This window comes from Erythrobacter aureus (assembly GCF_003355455.1).
GTDB lineage: Bacteria > Pseudomonadota > Alphaproteobacteria > Sphingomonadales > Sphingomonadaceae > Qipengyuania > Qipengyuania aurea.
The window spans coordinates 1106300-1120578 of record NZ_CP031357.1; the positions used below are offsets into that span (position 1 = coordinate 1106300).

Below are 14279 nucleotides of genomic sequence, written 5' to 3' on the forward strand. Positions count from 1 at the left end.
TTGCAATGGAAACAGCACTGGAACACCGCGCGTTCGATGTCGGTTTTGTAACGCGAGATGCCGAACCCATGCAGCGATTCTATCAGGATGTGCTGGGATTGCAGCACGTTGCGACGATCCCGGTCGGGCCGGATACGCTGATCAAACTCGCCTATGGCCGCAGCATTCTGAAACTCTACGTGCCGGCCGCGCCACCGACACCGAGTGCCGATCCGGAACGATGGGCCTCGCAGGCCGGTATTCGCTACATCACGGTTCCCGTGGACGATGCGCGTGCGACACTCGAGAGATGCCGCAATGCTGGGGCTCCAATCTACTCCGAAATCGTCGAGCTGCCCGCAGATAGAAGGGCGGCCATCGTGGGCGATCCCGACGGGAATGCCATTGAGCTATTCGAGGATCCGGCCAGTATGGCACGGAAAACTGGGGAGACAGCTTGAACATGCCGACGTCAGAAGCACCCGCAACCCTCGTCATCACCGGTGCCAGCCGGGGGATCGGCCTCGAAACAGCGCGGCTCTTCGCGGAACATGGCTATCGCATCGTCAACATATCCCGCAGTCCGATCCCGATTGAGGGGGCGGTGGACATCACTGCCGATCTGGCCAGCCCGGACTGGGCCGAGCGGATCAAGGAAGAGCTCGATGCGGCGCTGGCTGGATCGGGCGAGATCAGCCTGATCCACAACTCGGCCATTCAACTGCCCGGCGCTATCGACCAGGTCGATGCGGGCGATTTCCGAAAGACGCTCGAACTGGCGGTTGTGGCTCCATCGATCCTCAATCGGCTGGTGCTGCCCCACCAGTCGGCCGGATCGTCGATCATCTATGTCGGATCCACGCTGAGCCAGCGTGCCAGCAAAGGGCTGGCGGCCTATGTGGCGAGCAAACATGCGGTCGTGGGTTTGATGCGAAGCACGGCGCAGGACCTTGGCGGGACGGGCATCCACACAGCCTGTGTCTGCCCCGGTTTCACCGATACCGAAATGCTGCGCGAATATGGCGGAGAGGCGACCGAATACCTCAAATCGCTGGTACACGAAAAACGGCTCATCGACCCGGACGAGATTGCGCGCATGCTGCTTTTTGCCGCGCGGAATCCGGTGGTGAACGGGTCGATTTTGCAGGCCGAACTGTGCTTCGTCCAACCCTGAAGCGGCCCGAAAATCCATAAAGCGAGTTCAATGTGAGCAAATTTTCAGTTTTTCTGATACTCTCGCAGACCGCCGCGGGAATGAGTGGGGACGGGGCGGCAGGCGCCGCTGGAAACAGCGCAAAGCTGGTTCGAATGCCCCGGCGATAATGGCGGTCGATAAGAATGGGAGACGGAGATATGACGGTATTGGATGCTCAGCTCGCACCGCGTAAGGTGCCTAAGCAGCAGCGCGCACAATTCACCGTGGATTGCATTTTGCGGGCGGCCGAATCCATTATCATGAAAAGCGGCTATGATGCCGCCAACACCAACCACATTGCCGAAGTGGCGGGCGTCAGCATCGGTTCGCTCTACCAGTATTTTTCCAGCAAGGAAGCCATCGCCGCGGCACTGGTCGAAAACGCGGTCATCAATGCCTCAGAGGTCCTGCGTGATTGCCTGATCGAAAACATGGCCAAGCCGCTCGAAGATTCGGCGCAGGCCATCATCGAGACGATCCTGAAAACACGGAAGCAATACAGCTTCATCTTCCTGCGCCTGCCCCGTGAAGTCCCCAAGCTGGGCAGGCTGTCGCGCACGGTTACGACGGAGAAGTTCCTCTATCATACGATCCGGGCCTATTATCAGCAGCACCGCGCGGAGATAAACGTCGACGATCTCGAAGTGGCGATGTTCGTATCGGAACACATTATCGTCGGCAGTATCGACGCCTATCTGGAAAACAATTCCCCAGCGATCACCGACGAACAGCTCGTCCAGCAGCTCTCCGACGCGTTCGTCAAATATCTCACCAAATAGTCTGCACGGGAACCCCGCCATGAATTTCGATTTCGATGCCGATCAGGTAGCGTTCGTCGCGCGTGTTCGGGAGTTTCTCGCCGAGGTGCGGGAATGGCCGGATGCGGACGACATCATGTGCCCGGAACGCGAATCGGATTCCATTCTGGCGGACACACCGGCGCGCAGGGCCTTCAACAAGGAACTGGCGCGCAGGGGGTACCTCGGCATGTCCTGGCCAAAGGAATATGGCGGGCAGGAAAAGCCGGGCATCTACGAATATCTCCTCAACGAAGAGCTTTCGCGCGTCGGTGCCCCCCTGATCGGGAAGGGGGTCGGATGTGTGGGGCAGACGCTCATTCGGCACGGGTCCGACAAGTTGAAGGCCGAGTTCCTGCCCAAGATCCTGTCGGCCGATGTCGAGTTTGCTCTCGGCTATTCGGAACCCCATGCCGGATCGGATCTGGCATCGCTGCGGCTGCGCGCGGAACGCGTCGAAGGCGGATGGATGCTCAACGGTCAGAAGATGTTCACCACCTCGGCCCATTTCGCGGACTGGTACTGGCTCGCCGCGCGGACCGATTTCGATGCGCCGAAGCATAAGGGCATCAGCCTGTTTCTTCTGCCGATGGATCAGGAGGGGATCACGATCCAGCCGATCGAAACGATGGGCGAGCATGTCACCAACGCGGTTTTTCTCGACAACATCTTCGTCCCGGAAGACTATCTGGTCGGCGAGTTGAACCGGGGGTGGCCCTATATTTGCGAAGCGCTCGATTACGAACGCTTCACCTTCTACACCTACAGCCCCCTAGAGGAAAAGCTCAAGGTGCTCAAAGGGTTGCTCGGCGAAACCAAGCGCAATGGCGAGCGCCTGGACGCGTCCACAGAGGTCCGGCACGGCCTCGCACGGCTTACGGCCGACGTTCAGATGGCCAAGATGCTGCAGCGCCGCGTTATCTACGCCTCCTCGCAGGGGCGCGTCCCCACGATCGAGGCCGCCATGTGCAAGCTCTACAGCACGGCACTCCACCAGAAGCTGGCAGACTTCGCGATCGATAGGCTTGGCGCGGATGGCCTGCTGCACAAGGCCGATCCCGACGCTCCCGCCGGCGGGAAGTGGGAATGGTCCTATCGCGCCACTGCACTCGACACGATCGGTGCGGGCACTTCGGAAGTTCAGAAGAACATCATCGCGAGGCGCGAGCTCGGCCTGCCGCTGGAGTTCTGATCAGGGTGCCGCTTCGATCAGAGCGGCTCGGAAGTCGGGGTGCGCGATCGCCACGAGCTCGGCAGCCCTCTCGCTCGCTGTCTTTGCGCGCAAGTCGGCGATCCCGTATTCCGTGACCACGAAATCCACATCGGTTCGCGCGATGGTGACCGGCAATGTCGAGGCCAACGAAGACACGATCCGCGATCGTTTGCCGCGTGAAGCCGTCGAGGGAAGGGCAATGATCGAACATCCTCCCGAGGATTGATGACCGGCCCGGCAGAATTCGGGCAATCCGCCCGGCGCGCTTATCGGCTTCGCTCCGAAACCCTCGGAGTTGACTTGCCCCAGCAGGTCCACCTGCAGCGCCGAATTTACGGCCACGAATTTCTCGATCCGCGACAATATGGACGCGCTATGGGTATGTCGCACCGGATTGAGGAGGAAGTCCTCCCGCCCATCCAGCCAGCAATAGAACGCGTGCGATCCGGCGATGGTGGCACACACGATCGGGAATTCCCTGTCGATCGAGTCGGCTTCGACGAGTCCGCGGATGGATTCCGTTACGATGCCGGAGTGGACTCGAAGCCGCTTCTTCGATCTCAAATGCTTGAGAAAAAGGCTCGGGACCTTGCCAATGCCGCATTGGATCGCCGCGCCATCATCGACGAGGCTGACCACGTTTCGTGCGATTTCGTCACCGATATCGTCGGGGTCGGTACCGCCCGACGCCAGCGCCAGCGGTGCTGCTTCGTCATTGAAAATTGCCGAAAATTCGTCGCGGTGAATGAGGTCGCCATTGATCAGGCGAGGGAGGGCCGGGTTGGCAAGCGCGACGACCCGCCCGGATGTTTCGAGCGCATCCCGCACGAACTCGGCGGACAGGCCGCAACCGACATAGCCGCGTGCGTCGGGAATGGTGGTCGGAACGAAGGTGATGTCCGGTGCGAATTGCGCAAGCTGCCGGCCGATGCCGGAATAGGTCGCGATGATTTGACGATAGGCCGGGAGTTCCGATGCAGGGAAAAAGCCTGCACTTTCCATCGCACCGGTCAGGACGGGATGGGCGAAATCGTTGAGGCCCGCGACGAAGTTCGTCAGCACCGACAGATGCCCAAGGCTGTCTTCATGTTCCTCGAGCCGGTTGCGCAGCGCAAGCGGTTCGCCGGTGGTGCCCGGAAGGAACAGGCGCGTGCTTTCGTGCAGCAGATCGGTCAGCGCGGCAGCCGTCAGGTTCTCGATCAAGATTTCAGTTCGCGTGCGGTTTGAACGAGATCGGTAGCTGGCAGAAGCCCTGGAGGAATTCTCCGCGAATCCGTTCGCAGCGATCGTGCCGAACTTCGAAATCGCCGACAGCAGCCAGAATTTCCTGGAGCAGGACCTGCCCTTCGAGCCGGGCGAGATGCTGGCCGAGGCAGAAGTGCAGGCCCGTGCCGAACGAAAGATTGCGGCGCTGGCGGCGGGTGATGTCGAAGCGGTCGGGCTCGTCGAACTCGCGCTCGTCGCGGCACGCCGCGGCGTACAGGAACAGAACAGACTGCCCCGGTCGCATGGTCTCGCCATGAAGTTCGACCTCCTGGCAAACCCTGCGGCCGAGCATGTTTGTCGGCTGATCGAAGCGGGCCGCCTCTTCGAAAGCGGCGGCGCAGAGCGTCGGGTCGTCCCTGACCATACCGAGCTGGTCAGGGTTCGCGGCGAGATTGTAGACCGTGCATGCCGTGGTCAGGGGGAGCGTGTCGGAGCCTGTGATGACCATGGCGAAGATGCTGAAGAAAATCTGCTCGTCGGTCAGCCGGTTGCCGTCGACGTCGGCATTGAGCCAGGTGACGATATGGCTGTGTTCGGCAGGTGGGTTCTGGCGGTACTTTTCGATCAGCCCCATAATGTATTCACGCGCCTCGGCAAAGGCCTGGGCACCTTCGGGCGTGGTACCGCGCACACCGGGCTCGCGCAGGTAGAACCGGTCGATATAGCCGCGGATGCGCAAGGCTTCCTCGTATTCCAGACCGATGAACGCGGCGATCAGTTGGAGCGCCGTCCGGCTGGCCAGCCGGTAGACATCGATCTCCCCCGTCGACAGCATGGGCGCTGTTTCAGTGCGAACCACACCGCGGACATGGTCTTCGATCAGTGCGATCTTGTCCTTCAGGTAGGACCGCCCGATGAGCCCCCGGGTACGGCCATGCGCAGGAGGGTCCATGAACAGGAACACCTCTGGCTGCGGCGCTTCGGACAGGAACAGCGCATCGGGGGATGTGCCGTGTGTGGCCGTGTAGGCCTTGCGGTCCATGCTCGCCTTCCAGATGTCTTCGAAGCGGGTCAGCGCCCAGCAGTCGAGGTCCTCGATGTAATAGGCGGGCGCCTCATCCTGCATCCGCTTGTAGGTGTCCCAAGGATGGGACCACAGGCTTTCGTCATAGGGCGAGTAGCTGATGGACATCGGACAGTCCTTTCATCGTGTCTTGGTGGTAATCGCACCGGCTGCATCGGAGTGAGCCAGAGCGCGGCATCGCGGCGCGATTGGTCCGCGCCAGTTGGTCAGCGCGGCAATGGCGGGCGAGGGGCTCATGAACCCGCGCCCGCGCGTTCGGCCGCGAGGATCGCATCGTGTCTTGCGGTCAGAAAATGCCAGAGCGGTTTGGGCCTGTTGCTCAAAACGGCTCTCGCCATCTCGCGCGCCCAATATCCCTCGTTCCCGAAGTCGCGCCGCCATTCCTGCGCCCTGAGCGAGAATTCATGCAGGTCGTATTCGCGCGTGAAGCCTATGGCGCCATGCACCTGATGGGCGATGTCGAAGACCCTATCCGCAGCCTTGCCGACACGCCATTTCGCCGCCGCGACCTCGAATGCCGCGTCGCCCAGCGCCATTGCCTGACAGGCGCTCGCGGCCGCGCAGGATGCCGCTGCGCTTTCTTCCATTGCGAGGGCGAGCTGGTGCTGGATGGCCTGGAAGGAGGAAAGCGACCTGCCGAACTGCTGGCGGTCGCGGGTATACTCGATGGCGAGGGCTACCATGGCCTCGATCGCGCCTGCCATCTGGCACGCGCGCATCAACGCGGCCTGGCGCGCATGATCCTGCGGCCCGCCGTCCAGTGGGCCTTCCGCGATGAGCGCAGCGCCGAGGTCTTTCGAGATCAGTTCTGCCCTTGAAGGTCGCGTGCCATTGGTGGTGGAACCGAACTCTCTCAGATCGACCAGTCGCCAGCTCTTGTCTCCAAGAGCCAGGACCCAATCCAGTTTTCCGGCCGCCAGCATCCGTTCGAGCCCCGCCGGACCTGCGGGATCGACCGAATGGAGGAGAAAACCGCCCATGCCATCGGGACATTTGAGCGAGAGCCCGGCCAGCCATGAACAGGCGAGTATTGTCTCGCTCACGGGGATTTCGAGCCGGTGGATCGCGCTGGCCCTGAATACCGCCCCCGCATCCTCCCAATCGCCACCGAAGCCCTCTGCTTCTTGTGATTGCAGAAGGCCGGGCAGACCCAGCTCGTCGATCGCGTGCCAGCTTGCGCGAGGGTCGGCGGTTCGATCCGCCGCCAGATCGGCGAAAAGGCGCTCGACCGTCTCCTTGAGAATGGACCGATGTTCGTTCATCGCAGGCCGAGCTCCCGGGCAATGATTCCACGCAGGATTTCTCGCGTTCCCCCTCTGAGGGAAAAGCAGGGCGAGCTTGCGATGAGATAGGTCAGGACAGGTTCGATCCCGGCTCCTGCATCGCTGAAGGACGATGCGGTGAATGCTCCCGAGAGGTCGCGCGCGATCGACTGCTCGTAGCGTGCGCCCAGGTCTTTAACGATCGCGGCTTCGAGCATCGGCGCCTCACCGCGTTCCAACCGAGACGCGACGGAAAGCGACATCTGCCTCAAAACCCACAGCTCCGCGGCCCATTCGCCCAGAAGTGCGAGCATCGCATCGTCCGGTTGCTCGTTCAGTGTTTCGCAGACCGATTCGAGCAGCACATGGCTGCTGAGAAACCGTTCCGGACCGCTTCGTTCGAGCGCCAGTTCGGCGGTGACTTGCGCCCAGCCCTGGCCTTCCTCGCCAAGCAGCATGCGGTCGGGCACGAAAACACTATCGAAGAAAACCTCGCAGAAATGCGCCGCCCCGGTCTGATCCTCGATCGGCCGGATGGTCACCCCCTCGCTCGACAGATCGACCACAAGCTGGCTGAGCCCGTCCCGCGACGACCGCGCGTCTTGCTGGGCGGTACGGACGAGGGCGATCATGAATTGGGACTTGTCGGCAAAAGTGGTCCAGATCTTTGAGCCGCTGACCGACCAGCCGCCGTCCACCCTTTCCGCGCGAGTCCTGAGCGATGCCAGATCGGAGCCCGAATTGGGCTCGCTCATCCCGATGCAGAAAAAGAGTTTGCCCGTCGCGATCCGCGGTACCAATTCGCGCTTCAGATCGTCGCTGCCGAATTTCAGGATCAGCGCGCCGCTCTGGCGGTCGGCGATCCAGTGGGCGGCGACGGGGGCGCCGACAGCGAGCATCTCCTCAGCAACGGTGTAGCGTTCCAGTTGGCTTGCCGCCTGTCCGCCGAAAGCCGTTGGCCAGGTCATGCCGATCCAGCCACGTGCGCCCATATCGGCGCTCAGCGCATCATCCCACCCCGACCAGCTTTGTGCGCGGATCTCGGGCGGCAATTCGCCGATCCTCTCGGATAGGAAAGCGCGGACATCGGCGCGCAAGGCGCTTGTACCGGAAGCCGTCCTGATGGGTTCGAATTGCGCATTCATCGGGCGAAAGCGCCTGACGCGATCGTTTCCGGGCTATTCCCGGTCCGCTGGTTCGGAGAGCCATGTGACATGCCCGCCTGCCTAGCGGGCGCCCCAGTCACCAACATCTCGCATTGGGCTCACTTGTCCCGAAAGGCGATCGCGGCAGCACGATCAGGTGGCGATATGGAAGCCGCCATCGACCGACAGATGCTGTCCGGTCACATAGCTCGCGGCGTCTGTCAGGAAGAACCAGGTTGCCGGCGATACTTCGTCGGGATCGGCGAAGCGACCCAGCGGAATCTGCGCCAGATAGCGTTCGCGGAAGCGCTCGTTGCGGATCGTTTCGGTCATCGGCGTTTCGACCACACCGTAGCAAATACTGTTCACGGTGATTCCGTGACGCGCCCATTCACGTGCCGCGCTCATCGTCAGGCCCAGCACGCCCGATTTCGCTGCCCCGTAATTGATCTGACCGATAGTGCCGCGGCGCCCGGCGTCGGAGGAAATGTTGACGATCCGTCCGGGCGATTGCACGCCGCGCTGCGCCTTCTCGATCAGCGCCCGGCCCACGGCACGAAGGCACAGGAATGCGCCTGTCAGATTGACGTCGATAACTTTCTGCCAGGTTTCCAGCGACATTTCATGCGCCAGAGCCGCGCGGATCACGCCGGCATTGTTGATGAGCCCGTCGAGGTCCCCGAACCGGTCGATCGTCCCGGCGACCAATTCGTCGACTTCCGATTCGACAGCCACATTGCTCGCAAAGCAGGCGAGGTTGGGGCTGTCGATTTCGTCGCGCGCCTGCTCGAGTGCTTCGGCATTGATGTCGACCAAGGCGATGTTGGCCCCCCGCGCGAGGCCGAATTCGGCAAGGGCACGGCCCACACCCTGGGCGCCGCCGGTTACGATAATCGTACGGCCTTCGAGGCCGAAAGCGTCGGTCATAGTTTTTCTCCGGATTGGGGTGAAAGTCAGCAGGTGCCGATTACGGAAATGCTGCAGACGTTCTTGTTCGGGAAACCACCGAGATTGTGCGTCAGTCCCAGCTTCGGCGTGTCCAGTTGCCGGTCGCCCGCCTGGCCGCGAAGCTGGAGATAGATTTCATAGACCATGCGCAGGCCGGTTGCCCCGATCGGATGGCCGAAGCACTTGAGGCCCCCATCGAGATTGCAGGGCACTTTCCCATCGGCGTCATAGGTCCCGGCCAGGACGTCGCGCCAGCCTTCGCCGGGCTTGGACAGTCCGAGATCTTCCATCGTGACCAGTTCGGTTACCGAGAAACAATCGTGGACTTCGATGAGATCGAGTTCCTCGCGCGGGTTTTCGATCCCCGCCTCGCGATAGGCGCGCTGTGATGCCAGGCGTGTCGTCAGAGCGTAGCTACCGTCCCATCCATCGAAACCGATTTCCGAACCATTGCTGAGCGCGAGCTGCATCGATTTGACCGTTACCATCGGCCCTTCGCCGACCAGCTTTTCGGCAATTGCCGGAGTGGTTACGATCGCGCAGGCCGAACCGTCGCTCACCCCGCAGCAATCGAACAGGCCGAGCGGATAGGCGATCATCGGCGCGTTGAGGATCTTGTCCTTGTCCACGCGCTTGCGCAGATGCGCCTTGGGGTTCTTGGCGCCGTTCTCGTGGCTCTTCCACGAGACATGCGCCATCGCCTCCTTGAGCTGCTCCATATCGATGCCGTGCGCCTCGACATAGGAACTGGCGAACTGCGCGAAACTGCCCGGAGCGGTGACACTGGGGAACCATAGATCCTCGAAGGTGCCCTTGGTCCTCTCCGGCAGGCCGCCATAGCCGGTGTCCTTGAGCTTCTCGACACCGAGCGCCAAGGCAACATCATAGGCGCCGGACGCCACACCATAGACCGCGCCGCGCAGGGCTTCGGTGCCCGTGGCGCACATATTCTCGACGCGCGTTGCGGCGATATTGGGCAGGCGAAGGGCGGTGGAAAGCGAAAGGGCCGATTTGCCGGGGCCCTGATCGTCGGAGGACAGGCCGAACCAGGCCGCCTCGATGCGATCGCGCTCGATATTGGCGTCTGCCAGCGCTTCTTCGAATGCCTCGACCATCAGGTCTTCGGCGCTGCAATTCCAGCGTTCGCCGAAGCGCGTGCAGCCCATTCCGACGATAGCGACCTTGTCGCGAATACCTTCAGCCATGGTGTGTCGTTCCTTGCTTTGCGGGGGAACGGTGCGGGGCCGTCCAAGTTGCGGGCGGCACTGCCTTCCAGCAGTAGCGGCGGAATCCGCGCTGCGGGTCGATGTCCTTGATGCGGAACTGCATCGCGAGCGGAGACCCCACTGCGACCTCGCCCGGAGCGAAATCGCTGAATTCGAGCATCGTCACACCGCCGCCGTCGAAGCGGATGTTGCCGTAGATCAGGGGCGGGTTGAACGATAAGGCCAGCCAGTCTTCGGTGAAGGATTTGACCGATGCGCGCTTGTCGGCGAACGGCTCCTTCACTTGGGTTCCGGTCGACCGGCAGGATGGGTTCACGCATACCCGCGTCCGCGGGAATTGCGGTGTGTCGCATTCGGTGCAGCGTCCGCCGACAAAGCCGGTTACCGTGTCGCGATGTCGGAAGAATGCCGATTGTGCCGTGCGGTTGTCGCGCTCCGCGCGCATTCCCCAGTCCATTTCGACCAAGCCGTTGAAGGACAGGAAGCGCAGATAGTTGTCGTCTTCCACGAAATCGGCGAGCATTGCCCGTGCGCCGACCAGTGGCGCGGCGTTGCCGATGCGATCGGTGGTCCTGAACAGGATCAGCTCGGCGCCCTGGCCGTAGCCCAGCAACAGAACGAGTTCGCCGGGACCTGCATTCTGAAGCGTGAGGGTCAGCGAAAGTAGTGGCTGGGCACAACCGGTGTCGCCAGCCTTCGAGATAATCTCTTCGGGAATGGCCTGCGCCGCGATTCCGCATGCCGCAGCCATCGAACTGGCATCGCGCGGATTGAGACCCGCAGGCACGAAATGGGCGATGTCGGTCGCTTCTATCCCGGCCTTCTCGAGCAATCCCGTGACTGCCTGAGGGATGATCCGAGAAAGCCCTTCGTCGCGTGCCCAGCGTTCTTCGAGCACATAGTCGAACGACGCTCCGCTGGAGCGGTAATGATCGGTGAAATCCACCGAAGTGGCGTGGGCGCAGACGAATTCGGCCAGCAGCCCTGTTTCGCCGACCGAGAAGGCTGCCGCCGCATCGCCGTATTTGAGTTCCTGGGGGCTACCGGGTTTCGTCCGCCGCTTGTCGGCAGCGACGACGAGGCTGTCTCCCGCCCCTTCCAGGGCCAGGCGTAACGCCGTTACACCCGCTTTCAGCGAACCGCCTATATCGGCGGATGCCGCAGCATCGTCCAGGCCTGCTGCTGCGGCGATCAGCCCGGCATTCTGGCGATCGGCGAATGGCATGGTGGTCGAGGCGAAGAACAGCGATCCCGGATCGCCGGAGCCGCCAAGGCCGTCCAACGCATGACGCGTTGCCGCGACCGCCATCGTGATACTGTCTTCATCGTGAGAACAGATCGCGCGATGCCCCTTGGCCGCACCGGGCTTCGAAGGTGTGGCCCATCTGACCGCCGAGGCGATTGCCTCGCGTGGAAGTCTTCGGCGCGGCACATAGGCGCCGAATGAGGTAATCCCGCGTTGCTTCAATTCCTGCTCCTGCCGAAAGTCGGCCATCTGCCGAGTCTGGTGGCCCGATCGCGCTCTCTCCGCCCCAGGGAGGCCTGAGGATGCGCGGCTGACTTGGCGGCTAGAGGAGCTCCCGCTCAGCTTGAACTCGCATCGAACCGCATTCATCCGGGCGATGAGCCGCTCCCCATTTGCGAGTTTGAAGTGAGGATGGCCGTTCGTAGGCCAGCGCGATGTGGCCAGCGGCTTTGCATCCCGTCGGCCCGAAGCAATATCGGGAATTAGAGAATGGCGCCGTCCGAGGACAATGAACATCTGACGATGCTGCGCGACACCTTGCGCCGCTTCATCGAGAACGAAATGCCGCGTGATCGGGTCTCGCGCTGGGACAAGGAAAACCGCTTTCCACGCGACGTGCATGACAAGCTGGTCGAACTCGGCCTCACCGGCCTGACCGTACCCGAGGAATACGGAGGCTCGGGCCGCGACATTCTCGCGACGATCCTCGTGATCGAGGAGCTTTGCTCGCGAAGTATGGCGGTCGGGTGCGCCTATATCCAATCGAGTTGCTATGCCGGCCTCAACCTGTGTGAAGTGGCCAGCGACGAGCAGAAGGAGACGCTGCTGCCGAAGGTCGCGCAGGAAGGCCTGATGTTCGCTTACGGCTTCACCGAACCGGATGTCGGGGCCGATCTTGCCAGCGTCAGCACCACCGCCCGGCGCGAGGGCGACGAGTTGGTCGTCAACGGGGCAAAGCGGTTCTGTTCGGGCGCGGCGATCTCGGACTATATCTACGCACTGGTACGCACCGGTTCGCCGGAGGAGAAATACCGCAATCTCTCGCTGGTTCTCATAAGGCCCGACGCCCCGGGAGTGACGCTGACGCCGCAGGACACGCTGGGGCTCAAGGGCGGGGGCACCTTCGATGTCAGTTTCGACGATGTGCGGATTCCGGTAAGCGACGTTGTCGGAGGCGAGGAAGGCCTGGGGCTGGGGTGGCAAAAGCTTGTCGGCCCAGGCCTCGACATCGAAAAGCTGGAGGTTGCCGCGATGGCGCTCGGCATTGCCCGCGGCGCCGTGGGCGATGCCTGGGACTATGCCCAGCAGCGCGTCCAGTTCGGCAAGCCCATCTGCACCATTCAGTCGGTTCGCCATATGCTGGCCGACGTGAAGACCAAGTTCGAAGCCTGCCGTCTGATGACCTACAACGCAGCCGAACTGGTCGCCTCGGGAGAGCCTGCCGCGGCGGAAACTTCGATGGCCAAGCTCTTCGTGTGCGATACCGCCCGCGATATCGTCCTGACCTGCCAGCAAATCATGGGCGCTTACGGCTATGTCCGCGATTTCGATATGGAGCGCTACGTTCGCGACATTCTGGTCATGCCGATCCTGGGGGGCTCCTCCGCCATCCAGCGCAACAATATCGCCAATCTGCTCAAGTTGCCGCGTTAGGCACCTTCGATGGCTGCCCCGCCTTGCTTGGCACCCGATCGCCAAGCTGAGCAAAAGCGAGTTTCCGGCGAGTTGAGCGAAAGCTCTGGACCGCCAACCCTTCGCTCATTGGTTCGGCGGCGCGGGGGTGACGCATGCTCTACCCGATGGGGCCGACTAGGAGACATCATTCGCGGAGCGATGGGCGATGGGAATTATCAGCAGCAGTTTTGTCAGGAATTGCTGGTACGTAGCCGGTTTCTCGCACGATTTCCCCGCCGACCGGATCGAAAGTCGGAAGATCGCGGGCGACCCCGTGGTGTTGTATCGCCGGAGCGACGGCCATCTTGCGGCGCTGGCGGACCGGTGTGCCCACCGCCATGCACCGCTCTCGCTCGGGCGGATCGAAGGCGACGATCTACGCTGTATGTATCACGGCCTCAAATTCAGCCCGGACGGGACATGTGTCGAGATTCCCGGGCAGGACCGGATTCCTGACAGAAGCTGCGTAAGAAGCTATCCGCTTGTCGAAAAAGGCGGCTGGGTATGGATATGGATGGGCCACAGCGATGCCTGCGATCCCGGCCTTATTCCGCCCGTCTGCGATTTCGACGATCCGGAATGGGTACAGAGTTCCGGTCAGCTCGATTACGAGGCGCCTTACGAGCTGATAAACGATAATCTGCTCGACCTGTCCCATCTCGCCTTCGTCCACGCGGATTCCTTCGGGGCGACGACGGGATGGAGCGACCGCCAACCTCGCCACATGCTCCTCGATCGCGGCATTCGCGTCGAGCGCTGGATCGAGGCGGCACCCCCTATCCCGCCATTGCCGCAGCTCTCGGCGTCGGACACCGTCGATATCCGGTCATGCTATGAATTCCACATCCCGGGAATATTCCTGATGCGCACCTCGTTCCACCGGACGGGAGCGGCAAAGGCCGCGAATTGGGGCGATCCGGTCGATGAGGAACTGTTCGCCCATTATTCGTGCCAGTCGGTCACTCCGATCGATATGCGTAGGTCGCGAACGCTGTTCAGTTGGGGGCCGGGGGCGGCATTCGGGGATAGGGCGATGGCGCAGCAGATGATCGCCATGGCGGATCACGCCTTCAGGGAAGACAAGGTCATCATCGAAGCCCAATTCGCCAATCTCGACGAGGAATCGGGCGTGCCAATGCTTGCCACCCAGGCCGACAAGCCGCTCACCATCTTTCGCGGAATCATGCAGAAGGCGCGCAACCGCGAACGCGATGGTTCCGTTGCCGAGGCCGCGCAGGCTGCGGTTCCGACCGAGGTCCCGCCCATGGCACAGGCCTCGTAGCGGTGCTTGGGGCAACGACCGG

At 62.2% G+C, this 14279-nt stretch carries 13 protein-coding genes; 6 read left to right on the forward strand and 7 right to left on the reverse strand.

What is annotated here, in order from left to right; all coding sequences use genetic code 11:
* The first annotated feature begins 5 nt into the window (after positions 1–5).
* The 4 genes from DVR09_RS05420 (at position 6) to DVR09_RS05435 (ending at position 3163) form a co-directional block, all read left to right on the forward strand.
* Positions 6–440 (forward strand): VOC family protein, encoded by a 435-nt coding sequence (locus DVR09_RS05420; RefSeq protein WP_115416040.1) that lies wholly within the window; start codon positions 6–8, stop codon positions 438–440.
* A 2-nt stretch (positions 441–442) separates the two neighbouring features.
* Entirely contained in the window at positions 443–1153 is a 711-nt protein-coding gene (locus DVR09_RS05425; RefSeq protein WP_115416041.1) for an SDR family oxidoreductase, read from the forward strand.
* A gap of 179 nt (positions 1154–1332) precedes the next feature.
* Entirely contained in the window at positions 1333–1953 is a 621-nt protein-coding gene (locus DVR09_RS05430; RefSeq protein WP_162814855.1) for a TetR/AcrR family transcriptional regulator, read from the forward strand.
* Positions 1954–1972: 19 nt separating this feature from the next.
* Positions 1973–3163, forward strand: coding sequence for an acyl-CoA dehydrogenase family protein (locus DVR09_RS05435; protein WP_115416043.1), 1191 nt, complete (start codon positions 1973–1975; stop codon positions 3161–3163).
* On the opposite strand, the gene DVR09_RS05440 is transcribed toward DVR09_RS05435, so the two are convergent.
* The 7 genes from DVR09_RS05440 to DVR09_RS05470 all read right to left on the reverse strand — a co-directional run bounded on the left by DVR09_RS05440 (position 3164) and on the right by DVR09_RS05470 (position 11550).
* The gene (locus DVR09_RS05440) at positions 3164–4387 is read right to left on the reverse strand and encodes an acetyl-CoA hydrolase/transferase family protein (RefSeq protein ID WP_115416044.1); all 1224 of its coding nucleotides are present in this window, start codon (positions 4385–4387) and stop codon (positions 3164–3166) included.
* Positions 4388–4391: 4 nt separating this feature from the next.
* Positions 4392–5582 (reverse strand): cytochrome P450, encoded by a 1191-nt coding sequence (locus tag DVR09_RS05445; RefSeq protein ID WP_115416045.1) that lies wholly within the window; start codon positions 5580–5582, stop codon positions 4392–4394.
* Positions 5583–5707: 125 nt separating this feature from the next.
* Positions 5708–6736 (reverse strand): acyl-CoA dehydrogenase family protein, encoded by a 1029-nt coding sequence (locus DVR09_RS05450; RefSeq protein WP_115416046.1) that lies wholly within the window; start codon positions 6734–6736, stop codon positions 5708–5710.
* Positions 6733–7881, reverse strand: a complete 1149-nt coding sequence (locus DVR09_RS05455; RefSeq protein WP_115416047.1) for an acyl-CoA dehydrogenase family protein — start codon at positions 7879–7881, stop codon at positions 6733–6735. Before DVR09_RS05455 ends, DVR09_RS05450 begins: the two co-directional genes overlap by 4 nt.
* A gap of 153 nt (positions 7882–8034) precedes the next feature.
* Positions 8035–8808: an SDR family NAD(P)-dependent oxidoreductase gene (locus tag DVR09_RS05460; protein ID WP_115416048.1), complete on the reverse strand. Its 774-nt coding sequence runs from the start codon at positions 8806–8808 to the stop codon at positions 8035–8037.
* Between the two features lie 26 nt (positions 8809–8834).
* Entirely contained in the window at positions 8835–10034 is a 1200-nt protein-coding gene (locus tag DVR09_RS05465; protein WP_115416049.1) for an acetyl-CoA acetyltransferase, read from the reverse strand.
* On the reverse strand, positions 10027–11550 hold the full coding sequence (locus tag DVR09_RS05470) for a 3-oxoacyl-[acyl-carrier-protein] synthase III C-terminal domain-containing protein (protein WP_115416050.1): 1524 nt from the start codon (positions 11548–11550) through the stop codon (positions 10027–10029). Before DVR09_RS05470 ends, DVR09_RS05465 begins: the two co-directional genes overlap by 8 nt.
* 240 nt (positions 11551–11790) lie before the next feature.
* Between DVR09_RS05470 and DVR09_RS05475 the strand changes: the two genes are divergently transcribed.
* The gene (locus DVR09_RS05475; protein WP_115416051.1) at positions 11791–12954 is read left to right on the forward strand and encodes an acyl-CoA dehydrogenase family protein; all 1164 of its coding nucleotides are present in this window, start codon (positions 11791–11793) and stop codon (positions 12952–12954) included.
* Between the two features lie 187 nt (positions 12955–13141).
* Positions 13142–14257: a Rieske 2Fe-2S domain-containing protein gene (locus tag DVR09_RS05480; protein ID WP_115416052.1), complete on the forward strand. Its 1116-nt coding sequence runs from the start codon at positions 13142–13144 to the stop codon at positions 14255–14257.
* Positions 14258–14279: the final 22 nt, after the last annotated feature.

What these genes read in the sequence shown, in the direction of transcription:
- DVR09_RS05445 (WP_115416045.1), bottom strand. Translation starts at nt 5,582, where the DNA reads ATGTCCATCAGCTACTCGCCCTATGACGAAAGCCTGTGGTCCCATCCT.
- DVR09_RS05460 (WP_115416048.1), bottom strand. Translation starts at nt 8,808, where the DNA reads ATGACCGACGCTTTCGGCCTCGAAGGCCGTACGATTATCGTAACCGGC.
- DVR09_RS05420 (WP_115416040.1), top strand. Translation starts at nt 6, where the DNA reads ATGGAAACAGCACTGGAACACCGCGCGTTCGATGTCGGTTTTGTAACG.
- DVR09_RS05430 (WP_162814855.1), top strand. Translation starts at nt 1,333, where the DNA reads ATGACGGTATTGGATGCTCAGCTCGCACCGCGTAAGGTGCCTAAGCAG.
- DVR09_RS05475 (WP_115416051.1), top strand. Translation starts at nt 11,791, where the DNA reads ATGGCGCCGTCCGAGGACAATGAACATCTGACGATGCTGCGCGACACC.
- DVR09_RS05480 (WP_115416052.1), top strand. Translation starts at nt 13,142, where the DNA reads ATGGGAATTATCAGCAGCAGTTTTGTCAGGAATTGCTGGTACGTAGCC.
- DVR09_RS05465 (WP_115416049.1), bottom strand. Translation starts at nt 10,034, where the DNA reads ATGGCTGAAGGTATTCGCGACAAGGTCGCTATCGTCGGAATGGGCTGC.
- DVR09_RS05470 (WP_115416050.1), bottom strand. Translation starts at nt 11,550, where the DNA reads ATGGCCGACTTTCGGCAGGAGCAGGAATTGAAGCAACGCGGGATTACC.
- DVR09_RS05455 (WP_115416047.1), bottom strand. Translation starts at nt 7,881, where the DNA reads ATGAATGCGCAATTCGAACCCATCAGGACGGCTTCCGGTACAAGCGCC.
- DVR09_RS05435 (WP_115416043.1), top strand. Translation starts at nt 1,973, where the DNA reads ATGAATTTCGATTTCGATGCCGATCAGGTAGCGTTCGTCGCGCGTGTT.
- DVR09_RS05425 (WP_115416041.1), top strand. Translation starts at nt 443, where the DNA reads ATGCCGACGTCAGAAGCACCCGCAACCCTCGTCATCACCGGTGCCAGC.
- DVR09_RS05450 (WP_115416046.1), bottom strand. Translation starts at nt 6,736, where the DNA reads ATGAACGAACATCGGTCCATTCTCAAGGAGACGGTCGAGCGCCTTTTC.